Below are 15,006 nucleotides of genomic sequence, written 5' to 3'. Positions count from 1 at the left end.
TAGAAATGATGGTCTGATAAAGCTAAAAGAAAATTTGCTAACTACGTATAGACACCAAAGAAAAAGAGGGTAAGTGCAAAACTTACCCTCTTTTATTCTTTTATATTAAGCCTTAACTTTTTTCGTTGCCGCCGCCGCAGCGTCAGTCGCTACCGCCGGTGCCGGCTCATTCTTCTGTGAACGTTGCAGCAAGTCAACCACGATCGGTGCTGCTACGAAGAGTGAAGAGTAAGTACCCACGATTACCCCAAGCAGCATACAGAAGGTAAATCCGCGGATCACGGCTCCACCAAAGATCATCAGAACGATCAATACGAGGATTACCGAGATACCGGTTACAGCCGTACGGCTCAAAGTACTGTTCAACGCGTTGTTGATAACGGTCGACAGGTTTTGCCCGCGCGACTTTTCGTCGGCCAGGTAATCACGGATACGGTCATAAATTACGACGGTATCGTTCATCGAATAACCGATCATAGTCAGGATCGCGCCAATGAATGCCTGGTCGATATCCAGTGACCATGGTAACCAGCCGTTGAACAACGAGAAGATCGCAAGGATGATCACCACGTCGTGCGCGAGGGACATTACCGCACCGTACGAGAACGCTACACGTTTGAAACGGATGAGGATGTACACGAAGTTGGCTGCCAATGCAAGCAATACCGCGTAAACTGCGCTCCACAATGTGTCTTTCGCCATGGTAGGACCTACTTTGTTCGAGCTAACGATCTTGGCAGGGTTGTTGGCGATTTTCTTGGTTGCTTCAATGATTTTCGTTTCCGCTTTCTGGTCAGCTTCCGGGGTCGTATCCTCGATAAGGTAAGGTGTAGTGATTTTCACCTGATCCTGTCCTCCGAAAGTTTTTACTTCCGTAGTCGAGCCAAGTACCTCATCCATGTTGGCACGGAGCGCATCCGCATCCACATTGTTTTCAAAACGCACCACATAAGAACGGCCACCTTTGAAGTCGATACCCAAGCCGAAACCTTTGAATATAAATGAACCTACACCGATTGCGATGATGATCGCGGAAATGATGTAGAAACGGCGGCGTTGCGAAACGAAGTCGAAATGATTGTCTTGAAACCAGCCTTTAGTCAGTGTATTCGTGAATGCGAAAGTTTTGCCGTTTTTGAGCTTTTGTTCGAGCAGCAGTCGCGTAATGAAGATCGCGCTGAACAAAGATGTCAAAAGACCCAATACCAGGGTTGTTGCAAAACCCAATACCAGACCGGTACCGAATGTGTAAAGGATGATACCTGTTAAAAGCGTGGTAACGTTGGAGTCGATGATGGCGGTCAATGAATGCTTGAAACCGTCACGGATCGATTGCGCAAATGGTTTTCCTTCCGCCAGTTCAGTCTTGATACTTTCGTAGATCAGTACGTTGGCATCCACCGCCATACCGATTGAAAGCACGATACCCGCGATACCCGAGAGCGTCAATACGGCTCCGAGAGAAGCCATTACGCCCAAAAGGAAGAACAAGTTGATCAAAAGGGCAATGTCGGCGATCCATCCGGCCTGGTTGTAATAGGCCACCATGAAGACGAGAACGATCAGAAGACCTACCGCAGAAGACCACAAACCGTCGTTAATCGCCTCGGCACCCAGTGAAGAACCTACAACGGCTTCTTCCACAATGTGCGTTGGAGCTGGCAGTTTACCGGCTTTCAACACGTTCGACATATCCTTGGTTTCTTCCACAGTGAAGCTACCGGTGATGGACGAGTTACCGTTAGGGATCTCTCCTTGTACGGTTGGAGCAGTGTAAACGAGGTTATCGATGATGATTGCTACCGGGCGGCCAACGCTGCGGGCAGTAAGTGAACGCCATTTGCGTGCACCTTCGCCGTTCATACGCATGGTTACTTCCGGACGGCCACGGTCGTCGTAGTCGTGCGTTGCATCCACGATCACGTCACCTTCCATGGCAGCTTCTCCATTGCTTTTCTTGATGAAATACAAAGGCAGGATCAACTGGTTGCCACCTGCTTCGGTGCCTTTGCGGTCCCACATGAATACAAGGTCCGCAGGGAAAAGCGAGCGTACTTCGGGGCGACGCAGGATTTCGCTGGCGCGTGCAGTGTCTTTCAGGTAAACGCCAAGGCCTTGCGGCATCGGTACGAAAAGGCTCGTCAATGCAGCGCTCTGAGCGGCCAATGCAGCCGAATCGGTGGCAGTAGAATCCGCCTTCTTCTCCAACTGGGCAGCCAGGCCGCCGTCTGTTGATTTTTTGGTTGTATCGGTAGAAACGGCAGCGGCAGGTGCGCTGGTTTTCTTAGCAGCTTTTTCGATTTCGGCTTGCTGTGTCAGATAACGGCCAAGGCCTTCAAGGCCGGCACCGAGTTCGTTGGTCAGGTATACTTCGGCAAATTCCAGTTTTGCAGCACCTGAAAGCAGGCGGCGAACACGCTCGGGGTTATCCACACCCGGAAGCTCCACCAAAACGCGGTTCTGGCCGGGCAGACGCTGGATGTTCGGGTTCGTTACACCGAATTTGTCGATACGTGCCTGTGTGATCTGGAATGCGCGGTCGATAGAACCGTCGATCTCCGTTTTCAGCATTTTGATCACGTCCGAATCCGGCGAGTTGCTGTTGATCTTGCCGCGGTTGGCGCTGGTAGCGAATACCGAAGCGAGGCTGGTGTTTGGAGCAGCTTCTTTATAAGCGCTTACAAAACGGTTGATAAATGTGCTGTTGTTAGCGGATTTATCTTCCCCGGCTTTTTTCAACGCATTCTGGAAAGCTACGCTGCGTGCGTTACCGCCGGCCATTCCTTTCAGGATGTCCGCGGGTGCCACTTCCAATACCACGTGCATACCTCCCTGCAAATCGAGGCCGAGGTTCAGTTCGCGTTCCGTTACTTCTTGCAAAGTATGGCCGAGGTACACCTCTTCACGCCAGAGGGAGTCGATATAATGCTGTTTTTTGGTCACATCTACCTCACCTTTCGCATCGGTTGCATAGGCCACCGCCTTGCTTTTGAAATTGCGCGACACAAAAGTGAAGGATAGATTATAGACGCTAATAAGGGCGATGACGATCGTCAACGCGATTATCCCGTTCTTGTTGGTCATTTTGAAATGGAAAATTTAATTGAAATGCTTGAATACAACTGGAAACCGCCCGGCCGGAATTGGTGAAATGGCACAGGCATGCGTACGTACGGGCCTGTTAGCCCGCGGTTACGCTACGGGGCGTTGGTGACGATAAATCTGCCGAAGACCCGCTCGAAACAGGAGACCAGGAACACCGGTTCGCTGAATGCGGTACGGACAACGAGTTGCTTGGCAACGAAATGCCAGACGGGTTGTGGTAAAAAATGCAGGTATTGATAAAAATCGAAAGAAATAGCGGGTGTTATGACCGCATTCAGACTGAGCGCACTCACCTCCGGCTGTTCCGACCGGTCCGATTGGGCATTGGCCTTTTTAGCAAGATCCTTGGTAATGGCCTCTGTTTTGGCACCGTGGCAGGCTCCCCGATCCGTGTGATCCGACCATGACCGCGCTCCCGCTACCGTCAGCAACATGACGGCTAGCATTAAGCTGATGGCCTGGTTAAACAATCGTACGGTCTTCACTTTCAGATTCGGGATTTCGATGAAACCGCAAATTTGATTCTAAAAAATTAGAATCGCAAGATAAATTTCCTGGTAGCCGATATTACTATTTTGTTAATAACTTGTGTTTTACTTGCCTTTTGGTTAAAAACGACCTTTTCGGTTACTATTCCGTAAGCGAATGAGAATCAATAAAATAAAAGCATCAGTAGGAATTCTGACGGGAATACTAGCCTGCTGCCAATGTGGCGTAGCCCAACGGAACTGAAAAGCCGTCGTCGGAAGCGAGGGCGAAAGCGGATACTCCGGCGGGCAATTTTAGTGAAACAGCGAAATCGTATTCCACCGGGATAAACCAGCCCAGCAGCCAGTTTACCAACATGTCGAAATTTTTGTTATGCAGGTATTTGTCAAGATCGGCGGGACTCGGAATTTCTATCCCGACATTGATTTGTGGCAAATAGGTGTCCAGCTCGCCCCCGAGCGACGTATCAGCACCCAGCAAGGCATCGCCCATACTTGCGCTGGACTCAAAATAGTATTTTAAGCCGAAAATAGTCTGGAAATCAACGGGTAACCGCAATACAGCGGACATGACTTCCGCGGCTTTGTCGAGATTACCGCGATTCTGAGCAACGAGAGGAAGAAAGGGGAGCAATTGCACGAACACACTTTCGTCGAGCGATGCGGGTGCCTGCCAGAATGTTTTTAGTTCTTCGAGTAACCCCGAATCCGCGCCAAGCTCCCAGGCGCATTGTTCGAGGCGCGCAAGGCTCACCCGGTTGAGAAAAAACTCCTGTTCCAAAGGGAGGAAGAACAGCCGTGATTTCTGCTCCTTCTCGCGTTGCAGGCGTATTTCATCGACTTTCTTTTTGACCGTATTCAAACTGGACGACGATGGCAAATGAAAGAGCTGCTCCGGTAAATGGTCGTAAATTCCGCTTCGGTTGGACTCTATTACCTGCCCTTTGAAGTTCCCCAGTTCGAGCTCGCGCGTGTTTTCGATGTCGTGGTGGCTGCGCCTTTTGAAATCGCCCAGCGGCCGGAAAAGGATTTGCCCGGGCGGAATGGCGTTTTCGAGCCAGGCGCTTGCGATAAATTCGGCTTTCAGGTCGGGACGGAGTTCCATTTGGGGCTGGTTTGTAGTCGGAAGTTCTCGGTTATAGTCGGGTGTTGTTAGGTATTGCCGGGGATTGTGATGACCTGGATGGGATACATGCCGGTCGAGAGGCGGGTTACTTTAAGTTGCAGCACTTCGCATTCGCGGGCCCAGTCTTCGCTTGTGCGTGCATTTGAAGCTGGTGTGAGGCCGATCTGTAAACAACGTACAAAGCCCTGCCCGGGCATTTTGCCTGGCATGAAATGCGGCTTTACCTGCACCTTCCGCAGCCGATTGCCCAGCTCCGCGGCGCAGAATGCGCGTACATCTTCCAGCGTTACGAGCCGGTTGCGGGTGACGATGTTCTTCCTGAGCTGGTTCACATAATCCGTTTCGTCCGGCCTGGCTTTTCCATCCGACGACCGCGTGAGCATGACAATGTCCGCTCCGCTCACGCCCGAGGCGGCGTATGATTGCAGCCGGGTACCCGCAGGAATTCCGTTGGCCTGTTCGGCCAATGTACTCCAGTAGGAAATGAAAAGTACATCGGGGCTCTTATCGCCCCGGATCACCAAAAACGGCTGTGCTGTGGTTTCACTGGCTTTTTTGACTCCTAGTTTCTGCTCGATCCGAGCCATATTCTGCGCGACTTCGCGGAGAATGGACGCGAGGAAGTCCTCGCCAATGGCATTGAAAGCGGTCACTTCGTCGCGCAAAAGTTCCAGGAGCTGGTACAGCACGGCACGCGCGTCACGTTTGTCAAACCGGCCGATGCCCTGCCTGCGGAGCGTGTAAATGCGGAGCTGGGCCTCTTCGTCGGTATAGAGGTTTTTTTCAGAGGCGGTATAGACCTGATTTTTCTGGTTAATAACATTTTGAATACCCATAAAGGCATCGCCGGTGGGTAGTGCGATGCCATTGAGGCCGGTTTGCAGGCGGTAGGTGATCTTGTTAAGTTGTTTGTTCTGAACCGGAAATGCGTTCAATGCAACATTCATTTGTTCAAATCCTGCCGTTGGAAATATGGCCGGCCAGGTTACCTGGATCCATACCAGAGGCTTTTTCAACATTTGCAATGTGCGTGTGTCGAACATTCCTTCAAATGCCTCGGGATAAGGTTCAGCGTTTGATTTCCCCTTTTCCCAGGAATCGTCGCTACTAATACGCATGAAACTATCATTATATATAAGGATAGCATCGTCAATCGCTCCGTCTTGCAAGCCATTCAGCATTGGTAGCTGCTTGCCATTTCCCGACCATCTTGTTGCTTTCAAAAACTCGCGGTACTGATATTCCGCCGGATCGCCGGCTGCCACATCACCCGCCCAATTGAAATAGAAGCGGAAACCTTCCCACGACGTAATACCGGGATCAATTTCCAGCCCAAGCCAGATGCTTTGCTCGCCTCCGGGTAGTGGCAACGTTTTGGAAACCAATGTTTTTGCCCCCTTTTCCAGAGAAAAAAGTCCTTGTGGCGCTGCATATTGTACAATGGTCGCATTCACCAGCGGGTAACGGCCGGCGGGTGCGAAATGCGCTTCGGCCGTTTCACCCTTCCGTACATTCACGCGCTTGCCGGTCAGCTGGTTTTCAGGTTCGATCCAGCCCGTGGGTTCCTGCGGGCGCGCCTGCACGATTGCCGTGGCGGGTTGCGGGCCGTTATGGGTTTCGGGGGAAAGGATTTCGGCGAGCCGTATCATCAGACGAAGCTCGGTCTGCTCGATTTCCTGTCCAACTTTTTCAAATTCCACCGAACATGCCTCCACCAGCAGTCTCACCAGCGGGTCGAAGTGATCGGCCTGGGCGTCGTCGATGCCCCAGAGCTCGGCACAGCGCTTAATCAGCCTGCGCGAGATGTTTTCCTTGGTATAGTTGCGTGTTTCAGGCATGTCATTCAAGGGATAGGGGAGATATGAAAATGCGTTCAAAGAATACGAATGGCTCGTTGGTCCGCCGGATCACCGCTTTGATCTCGATGCCTACCCGCTTGCGGACATAGTTGTTCGTTTTGGTCAATACCTCGAATTCCTCCATTTCAACCCTTATTTTTACATTTGTCAGTCGTAGTTCGTAGGCGCCCACCGCCTCTTCGAGCGATTCGCGGATAAGATCTTTCCATTTAATTTGAGATAAAACCGAAAAATCATGCTCCCAGAGCGCACAGCCGTAGCGGCTATCGAAACGGTTTTCGTCGAAATGGGTAACCATCAAAAGGTACAAATGCTGATGGATCGCCTCTCTGTCGGGGCATTTCGGATGCAGCAAGCCGCCCACGATGCGGTCGAGGGAGAGCGGCAGAGCATAGTTTTGATCTTCCATCAGGCGTTTAATAATTTGTGGTTGTATTAATGAAAGTCTGGCTTATTTTTGTCTGTTCACCAACTTCCGACCTCCCCGATGAACCTTCCGTTTGTTAAAACTGTCACGCAGCGTCTTCAACTATTGTATGCAGTCGTTCTGATAGCCGTGCTGACATTGGTAGGAGCCTTGGGTTTCTGGGTGATCGATTACCGGGATGCCTACCCGATGGCCATGGGCTGTTTCCTGGTATTCGGTATTCTGCATGTTTACCTGCTCTCGCAATGGTTTGACAGCCTTTTTGAGAACCGTTCCGCCAGGGCAATCGGTTTTACATTACTGATTACATTACTGACAGCGCTCCTGGTGATTTTTCTTTACCATAAACTAGTCCAGGAGCTTTCCAAGGGATTAGGGATGGCCACCGCGCTGGTCGGGTTTCTATTCCCGGTTTTCGTCGCGAGAGTTTATCAGAATTACCTTGAAATACCACTCAGGGACTACAAAAAGTGGTATTACCCCGTTGGTCAGCCGCTGCCGGATATGGACTTGCTCGATCTCTCCCGCGTGCTGGTGATCCAGTTCGAGTTTACCAAAAAGGCCGATGAACCCGCATTTACGAACTTCCGCGCCAAAGCCCCCCATTCTATGCTTTTCGGTGAGCTGTTCTTTATCTTCCTGAACGACTACAACGACCGCAACCCCGCCAGCCAGGTCGAATACCTCGGACCCGACGGCACTTCTTACGGATGGCTGTTTTACAAAAAACAACCCTGGTATAAGCGCCGCGTTTACATGGATCCTGACCTTACGTTTCAGGCCAATCACATTGTTGATAACGAGACGATCGTGGCCATCAGAGGCTAGTCCGGGGGAAGGATCAGAAATTATACAGCTCTTCCAACACGGTAAGGAAAGATTTTACTTCCCAGAAATAAATGATACGAGGTGCATTGTCGGTGTCGACATCCAACCAAAGGACGTTTTCGAGATAGAGCCCCGTACCGCCGGACTGAAAATTACGGCCGTTCCAAAGATCGATATGACGCCCTCCGAAAGCGATCACGCCTTTTCTTCCACCGATTTTCTGGGCAAGGTTCCGAGCGCTTCCCATTCCCGAATAAATTTCAGGCGGGAAATAACTTCTGGTCAGATATAATCTCATATCGGGAACGCTAAGGAGATATTCCATTCCATGGTCGTCCGTCATGACGCGATTACCCGGCAAAATCCCCGCATTTTGTATCATGGGTCCGGTTTTATTAAATGCGTAACTCATTTGTACGCAGCAAGTTTCGTATTTATAATTCCCTTTTGCGTCCTTGGTTTCAAAAAATCGGCCCACCTCGCCGCTCAGTACTCCCTGGTTATGAATCTGTTTATAATTCAGATGGTTGCGCTCCAAAATTTCATATTCCGAACATATTACCATGACGTTAGAAATTTACGGTATAACTGGCACGAATCAATTTGGGCAAGAGGCCGTCGGCGGGGTATGCGATCACACACCGCCAACGGCATAGTTCTCGGCTTACCAGCGGTTGGTATGCGGAGTACCGAACAACTTCACTTCTCTGGCCGACAATGTCAGGCTGGTAGTCATCGGCATCGAACCTGTTTCGATGAAACTTTCGCTATACTGTACGCAGTAGACATCGGTAAGTTCCAGTTCTTTTTGAGTTTGCTCTTCGTCTACATTCTTGAATGTAATTTTCGCTGAGGATTTTTTGCCGTCCGGGTCTATCATCCATTCCCAAAGACCCTGACTGTCGGAAGCGCTGGATGAATCTACCTGAATGAACACCGTTCCCCCGTATACTTTGGAAGAAACACGGCCCTTATCGTCTATGGATTGTGACAAAGAATAGTTGCATGAGATCACTGCAATCCCGTCGCCCGACGGGCCGCCATCCCAGGTGAAATAGGCGTCAAAACTTGAAGCTGGCATAGTTGTAAGTGTTTAAAAGTGAATGGATTGATTATGGATATATTGACTTAATTAAGTGTAATGAGCGAACCCTGCACGACCGTGGTGCCACTGCTTTTCAGTTCGGCAAGTGCGTCACCTTCGAGGCTGAGTTGCGCCCCTTTCATTTTAGCACTGGCGGTACCTTCGGTGTCCAATTCGGTGCCCGCCTTGATTTTGGTGTCGGTGCCGCTTTCTATTTTGATACTCTGATCGGCCTTGATAGAGATTTCGCCGGCATGCAAATCAAATTTTCCGCCTGCACTGACCGTAATGTCCTCGGTCGCCTCGATGGTAATTTCTTTGGTTTTGACTTCCAGAAGCCCGTTTTCTACGTGCAAGCTGATTTTCCCGTCGTCTTTGAATGCGAATTCCAGGAATGTGTCCACCTTCTCGCGGTTACCGATCTGAATTTTGGCATCGCCATCCTCGTCGATGAAGATGACCATATTGCCCGAACGCGTCGCGATCACTTTAATGTCGTTGTTATCAGAGGTGTAGTTGATGTCCTCTTCCGGTTTTGGATAAAGACAGGTCATCACGAACGGATTTTCGGCCAGATTGCCTTCATAACCCACCATTACCATCGCCCCGACTTCCGGAACGAAGTTGACGCCGCGCCCGGTCGAATTGTGAATCGTCCCTACCCGCATCCATATCGACTCCTGGTCCTGTTGCCTGCCCTGGCTCCAAAAAAACTTCACACGTACGCGCCCGAGGCTTTCGCTGTCGTCGTTGGCGATCACTTCCGCTTGCTCCGTTTCGCCCAGCGGGTTGCGTACGTTAGGATTATTGGGCGGATGCCGGGCCGACTCGGGCACCGCATTGAATGTATTCTGATAGCTCCCGGCTGTGTTGACCTCATGACGGATATGCACGACCCGGTACTTTCCAAAATTTTCTTCGTATTCCTCGCCGCGCTCGTTCAACCGCTGTCCTTTCACCGCGAGCACAGTGCCGACACTCATGGTAGGCGCTTCGCCCGAGCCCTTGAAATCGACCATCGACGTAACCCTTGCCGACCGTTCCATTTTGGTAAGCTCGTCGACCTCGCCCTGGCCGCCCGCGATCTCGGGGGACGGCAGGAGGGAGGTTTGGGCAAAAAGACTATCCGACTGTTCCAATGCAAACTCGCTGAGGGACGTCAGCCCGTCGACATTCTGCTGCGACGATTGCCCGGTGAATGCTTCGGGAATAGTATAATTGTATCCTTCAAAGCTGAATGCAGCCGGTTGCAGTTTTAGTGCTACATCAAAATTTTGCAAGCCATCCACCAGGAAATCAACCTCTTCTGAGCTGTTATTGCCGAGCACAAGTTCCCGCCCATTGTAGTAAAACCACTCGCAACAGCGGTCGGCAACGCGGCAGAGGAATTTGTAATTACTTTCATTGTACTGGGTAAATGGGACCTGCCTGCCTCCATTTTCGGGATTAAGCTGTTTTCTGAGCAAATTTTGCGGATAGGGTTGAAGCACCGTGTTGAAAATATCCTGAACCGTGCCACGCAGGAACGACCGCCGCTGCACGGAATCTTCCAGTACAATAGTGGGGCTGTATCCTTTCAGCACAAATGCACTGCTCATGTCGCTCAGGCTTCTCAGGCGGATTTCTGTCACAATGCCTTGAAATACGAAATCGAATGAAGCGGAACCGAGGCGGGGGCTGAAAGAAAAAGTGATTTTTTTGCCCATTACCGCACGGTGCGAACGATTGAAAAAGTGCTCGCCCTCGTCTTCCAGCTGATCGAACGGGACCAGTAGCTCAAACCAGTGATGCGCAAACAAATCCTGCTCAATCACCAGCCCGAGGTGCCGGGTAATCTCTACGCCGCCTTCGATTTCAATGCTCGTGTTAACCTGTCGTGCCATTTAGCTGCTTATTTCAACCTGTCCGATTTTGATTTTCTGAGGTAAAATCACCAGCTCGTAAACCAATGCGAGACTGCTGTCGCGTAGGAAATAGTCCTTGCCCCGGTGCTGAGGCAAATAGCCTTTGGTGTCCGGCACGTGCGCGAGCTGATGTCCGCGGATCGTCGACCGCTTCGCCCGGAACGATTCCCGGAAACCCACACAATAGGCTTCTTCAAACTCCATTTTTCGCAGGACCTGCGAGTCGTTGTCGTATTTGAACTCCACCTGCCCGCTGAGCTGCCGGTCGTTTTTAAATGCCCAGTCGTAGAGCAATGCGAAATCGTCGTTCTGCGTCGGGGTGATCGTCATGCGTATCAGCCGCGCCTTGGGCGAATCCGTCGGGCTCCCGCGCTCGTCGGCATTGCGGTTGCAGCCGTATGCGATCTTTCTGACCGTAAATTCCTTCCCATCGAGGGTAAGGTGCGCTTCGACCCCGATGCTGGCGTCCTGGTCGGCCATGTGCTAAAAGTTTTCGAGTTTTGCTTCATTGATTTCTACGTTGCCGGCCGTCACGGTAATGCAGGTGATAAAATTCTGCAACCGGTTGGCAAGCGCCTTATCGAGGTCATCGGTCCCGTCGTCAAACATTTCCACAAATTCAATACAAACCGCCTCCTTGAAACTGAGCGTTTTAAATGAGCCGACCTCGCCAAACTGTTCCACCGTGAGATCGTATTTCTGCGATGGCTTGTTGGCCCATTCAATCAGAAAATCGTCGAGCACCATTTCCAGCTCCATGTATAAATGCGCCCACTGGATCGGCGAGGTAATGGACATCGCGTCGTCCACCGTCTGATGCAACTCGAATTGCATAAACATGACGCTGTACTCGTGGTCGCCGTCGATTTTTACGTTGGTGCTGAAAGGCATGGTCGGTTACTGTTGCGCATATTCCGCCGCCCAGGCCGCAGCGTCCAAGTCATCTCCTTTTTGTCCGGTCAGCGCGATCATGAAGTTTTTCGCAGGGAAATAGGGTACCATGTGGATGTCGAGGTAAACTTTGTCCTTTTGGTCCTTATCCTGCTCGAAACGCATCACGCTGAACTTCTCGATGAGTTTGCCGGGGCCGGTAACGCTGTCGAGAAACTTGATGATCTGCTTTTTCAGGTCATTCTTGGTATTATAGTCGAAGTTTTCGAACGCCCGGCGGTTCAGGAAGTCGATCAGCACTTTGGTGATGTAGTCGAAAACGCGGACTACCGAGTATGTCTGCAAACCTACGTTGTCGCCGTTGAAGAGTGTCTTCGCCGAGAAAGCCATTACTTTGCTGTACTCATTCACCATCGGGATCAGCCCCATTTTTTCCAGATCAGCGATTTCCGACTTTTTGAGCGGGAAACGCACGCCGTCCACTTCGCTGAGCGTGCCATGTTTTTTACCGGCAGCCACTTGCGACATCAGGGTTTTATACACATTACCAGCCAACGCGGTCGAAGGCGGAATGTACAAATCGTCCTCTTCGCCCAGGTCGTCGTGTTTTGCACGACCGACCAGCCAGTTGCAGGTCATCATTACGTTCGACAAGTGGGCCGCGCCGCCGGTCAGGTTAGCCGATTCAAAAAGCTCCATGACATCTTCCGGCGCATCCAGGTGCATGAAATCGGTTAAGAGCATCGTCTTGTTCTTGTATGCCAGTTTCGCCCATTTATCCACCACTTTTCCAGAACCCAGGTAACCCGGCACATTCAGGATCGAATAGTTTTCGCGCAGATCGAGACGGTCGTATTTCGAAGCAAGCTCCTCGCCAACGGCGTCGATGAATGTGGTGACATCAAGATCTTGTAACTGATCGGCGGCGGCATTCAGGAATGTGACATTTTTGACCTTATCCTGTTCTGTATTTTTGAAAAACATCGCCACCGAGCGGTACGATTGTTCCAGGGGTCGGATCTGCTCAACAGCTTTACCAAGGTTTTCTTTCAGCAATGCAAATGCGGAATCCGCCTGTTTCTGGCCGGCTTCTATCATTTCCGGTACGTTTTCTGAGCTGCTCAGCAGCTCAGACCACAGTTCCAACCGCTTTTTAAGTTGCTGGCGTTCTTTCTTCTTGTCGGCTTCGGTGAGAAATATCTTTTTCCTGGCCTTTTTTTCCGGGTTAATGTTCGCCGCACCCTCAATAATCGTTTCCACGAGGTCGTAGCTGCCATATTTGGCGAGAAGCGGCAGGCCTGTTTCCAGCGGAACGGCTACACGTTCTTTGAGCGCTTCCTGCACCGGTGCAGTTTCATCAGATGTTTTTGTATCGTTTGCCATGATCGAATTTTGAATGACTGAATGATTGAATGACTGAATGTGTTACCCCGCCTCCTCCAACTCGTTAATCAGCGTCTGGAAAACGCCCAGCAAGGCTGCCTTCGCTTCGGGTTTTTCCAAGGCGGCTTTTAGGATTTTGTTTACTTTCAAATGCCTGACTACCTGCTGGTAGGCTTCATTTCGTGCGTCGAGGTCTTGCAGGAATGCGCTTTGGGCTATAATTCCTTTTTTACCAAAATCTCCGAGATTCCTGAACCGCAGGTTTTCGTTGATAAAACTACCGTCGGACGTGATGAACTCTACTTCCGCTTCCGGTTGATAATGCGCGAAAACTTCTTCGATGGTTTTCAGGTCGTAGACCATCTCCGGCCGGGGCGCGGGGTCGCCGGTCAGCTGTGTGGCGAAAAGGGTGCGGTTTTGAGGAATATCAGCAATCCCTTCACTGGATTGGTCAATCTTGCGTTCATTACCGCCTATTCCGTAGTTGAACATAGTTGTATGGGATTAAGTAAATACTGTTGTTACTAACCGATTAAAACTGTGGGACAACCCACCACAATACTTCCGCCGTGGGCGGTAGTGTCGCCGAGGCGCGCTGCCGGTTTCCCGCCGATCAGCACGGACGTAGAGCCCATTACGATCGAGTCGGGAGGGCCGGTACAGACACACATATCGCCAACACAAGCGGCCGGCTGCCCGCCTATGAGCACAGTGGGGGTGCCTGGGGGCAGCACGGGTCCGCCTACATGGGGCACCGGAGGCGTTCCGGGAGTAACCATCGGGCATACGTGCATATCGCCTATTCTTGCTGCTGGCTGGGGCATAATTTTTAGATTTTCGGCGGTACGTGGTCAGCCGTCCGTCTGATGAATGTTACAAATCTGTTGGACGCACCCGCGTCACTGCGATAGCTGCTTCGCGCGTTTGAAATCGAAGAGCGACGTAAGCGATACGCCGATCCCGACCGCCGCTGCGCCTACCGAGACGTAAATGCCCGGTTTTGCGTAGCTTGTGAGGCCTTCCGGATTATCGATCCGCTTTTTGTAGTCCTTGTAATCTTTATTGAGCATGCTGTAAGTGACGGCGCCAAATGCGAGGGCTGCCACCCCGGCACCTAGCTTGATAGCCCCCCATTTGCGTGCATTTGCGGCGGCGGCCTGATCGGGTTTGTTAAGTTCTTTGAAAACCCGTTCGCCCTCCTTCGCGTCCTCGGGCTTCGCAACCGGCTTGCGGTCGGAGGCCTGGCTTACCACCGGTTCTTTTTTGCGTTGCAGTGAATCATAAGTGGCGGAAGGTTTGGGGGTTACCGGCACTGATTTTGCGATGTCCGCCGAATTGAATGCGACGCGCGTCAGGAACACGAACCAATCGTTGCCGGATTTGTCGGCGCGGAGTTCGGCGACACGGGCAATGGGCGTGTAGGGCGTATTGTCCCTATTGCTTTTGCCTTTGAAATGCTGGGTATAAAAAACTTTGACAAACGGGTATTTGTCTACTTTGACATCCGAAACCACCAGGTTCGTAAATTCGATGGTGTTGGTTTCAGATTTGGTATAGAATAGGTCAAAATTGCTGAGGTACTTTTCGATGGGCGTATCGAGGCCCGGAGCACTGATTTTGTGTTTCGGATCGACATCGTCCTCTACGATCACACCGTCGTTGACGAAAATCTGGTCATTGCTGGGCATGTAGCTATTCATCATCAGGTAGCGGCGCTCGTAGTTGCTGAGGTCTTCGTTGGCAATCGCATTGAGCAGATCGTTGAGCCCTTTGACCTTCTCGCGCGCCAGTACACGTATTTCGTCCGCGTCCCTGCGTGAGAGCGTTTGCGCGCCGGCCTGCAAAGCGGCGCCCATGACGCCCAATGCCAGCAGGGCCATCCGCCATTTGAAACTGGTAAAGTTTTTCATT

The 15,006-nt window shown here is 51.2% G+C and carries 15 protein-coding genes; 1 reads left to right on the top strand and 14 read right to left on the bottom strand.

Annotated features, from left to right (window positions below; translation table 11 throughout):
• Positions 1–105 precede the first annotated feature (105 nt).
• From secDF to IEY24_RS28235, 5 genes are all read right to left on the bottom strand, one after another.
• The gene (gene secDF, locus IEY24_RS28255) at positions 106–3,084 is read right to left on the bottom strand and encodes a protein translocase subunit SecDF (RefSeq protein WP_188938640.1); all 2,979 of its coding nucleotides are present in this window, start codon (positions 3,082–3,084) and stop codon (positions 106–108) included.
• A gap of 113 nt (positions 3,085–3,197) precedes the next feature.
• Positions 3,198–3,590, bottom strand: coding sequence for a hypothetical protein (locus IEY24_RS28250; protein WP_229223307.1), 393 nt, complete (start codon positions 3,588–3,590; stop codon positions 3,198–3,200).
• Positions 3,591–3,798: 208 nt separating this feature from the next.
• Entirely contained in the window at positions 3,799–4,698 is a 900-nt protein-coding gene (locus tag IEY24_RS28245; RefSeq protein WP_188938639.1) for a hypothetical protein, read from the bottom strand.
• Between the two features lie 47 nt (positions 4,699–4,745).
• Entirely contained in the window at positions 4,746–6,557 is a 1,812-nt protein-coding gene (locus IEY24_RS28240; protein WP_188938638.1) for a type VI secretion system baseplate subunit TssF, read from the bottom strand.
• A 1-nt stretch (position 6,558) separates the two neighbouring features.
• Positions 6,559–6,987 carry a GPW/gp25 family protein gene (locus IEY24_RS28235; protein ID WP_188938637.1) on the bottom strand — a complete coding sequence of 143 codons (429 nt, stop codon included), beginning with the start codon at positions 6,985–6,987 and terminating at the stop codon, positions 6,559–6,561.
• A 78-nt stretch (positions 6,988–7,065) separates the two neighbouring features.
• On the opposite strand from IEY24_RS28235, the gene IEY24_RS28230 reads away from it, so the two are divergent.
• The gene (locus IEY24_RS28230; protein ID WP_188938636.1) at positions 7,066–7,833 is read left to right on the top strand and encodes a TssN family type VI secretion system protein; all 768 of its coding nucleotides are present in this window, start codon (positions 7,066–7,068) and stop codon (positions 7,831–7,833) included.
• Positions 7,834–7,846: 13 nt separating this feature from the next.
• Here IEY24_RS28230 and IEY24_RS28225 read toward each other — a convergent pair whose 3' ends face one another.
• From IEY24_RS28225 to IEY24_RS28185, 9 genes are all read right to left on the bottom strand, one after another.
• On the bottom strand, positions 7,847–8,398 hold the full coding sequence (locus IEY24_RS28225) for a T6SS effector amidase Tae4 family protein (RefSeq protein ID WP_188938635.1): 552 nt from the start codon (positions 8,396–8,398) through the stop codon (positions 7,847–7,849).
• Between the two features lie 99 nt (positions 8,399–8,497).
• Positions 8,498–8,914 carry a type VI secretion system tube protein TssD gene (tssD, locus tag IEY24_RS28220; protein ID WP_188938634.1) on the bottom strand — a complete coding sequence of 139 codons (417 nt, stop codon included), beginning with the start codon at positions 8,912–8,914 and terminating at the stop codon, positions 8,498–8,500.
• A 47-nt stretch (positions 8,915–8,961) separates the two neighbouring features.
• Entirely contained in the window at positions 8,962–10,800 is a 1,839-nt protein-coding gene (locus IEY24_RS28215) for a type VI secretion system Vgr family protein (RefSeq protein WP_188938633.1), read from the bottom strand.
• Entirely contained in the window at positions 10,801–11,301 is a 501-nt protein-coding gene (tssD, locus tag IEY24_RS28210; protein ID WP_188938632.1) for a type VI secretion system tube protein TssD, read from the bottom strand.
• 3 nt (positions 11,302–11,304) lie between these two features.
• Complete coding sequence (gene tssD, locus IEY24_RS28205) at positions 11,305–11,712, bottom strand: type VI secretion system tube protein TssD (protein WP_188938631.1); 408 nt, start codon at positions 11,710–11,712, stop codon at positions 11,305–11,307.
• Between the two features lie 6 nt (positions 11,713–11,718).
• Positions 11,719–13,095, bottom strand: a complete 1,377-nt coding sequence (locus tag IEY24_RS28200) for a DUF5458 family protein (RefSeq protein WP_188938630.1) — start codon at positions 13,093–13,095, stop codon at positions 11,719–11,721.
• Positions 13,096–13,137: 42 nt separating this feature from the next.
• Positions 13,138–13,587, bottom strand: a complete 450-nt coding sequence (locus IEY24_RS28195) for a hypothetical protein (protein ID WP_188938629.1) — start codon at positions 13,585–13,587, stop codon at positions 13,138–13,140.
• A gap of 32 nt (positions 13,588–13,619) precedes the next feature.
• A complete protein-coding gene (locus IEY24_RS28190) occupies positions 13,620–13,919 on the bottom strand; it encodes a PAAR domain-containing protein (protein ID WP_188938628.1) in 300 nt (99 codons plus the stop codon).
• Positions 13,920–13,994: 75 nt separating this feature from the next.
• Positions 13,995–15,005, bottom strand: coding sequence for a hypothetical protein (locus tag IEY24_RS28185; RefSeq protein WP_229223306.1), 1,011 nt, complete (start codon positions 15,003–15,005; stop codon positions 13,995–13,997).
• Between the last annotated feature and the right edge of the window lies 1 nt (position 15,006).

Origin of the sequence: Dyadobacter endophyticus, from assembly GCF_014641595.1 — a bacterium.
Taxonomy (GTDB): domain Bacteria; phylum Bacteroidota; class Bacteroidia; order Cytophagales; family Spirosomataceae; genus Dyadobacter; species Dyadobacter endophyticus.
This window is presented reverse-complemented; position numbering and strand designations above follow the sequence as displayed.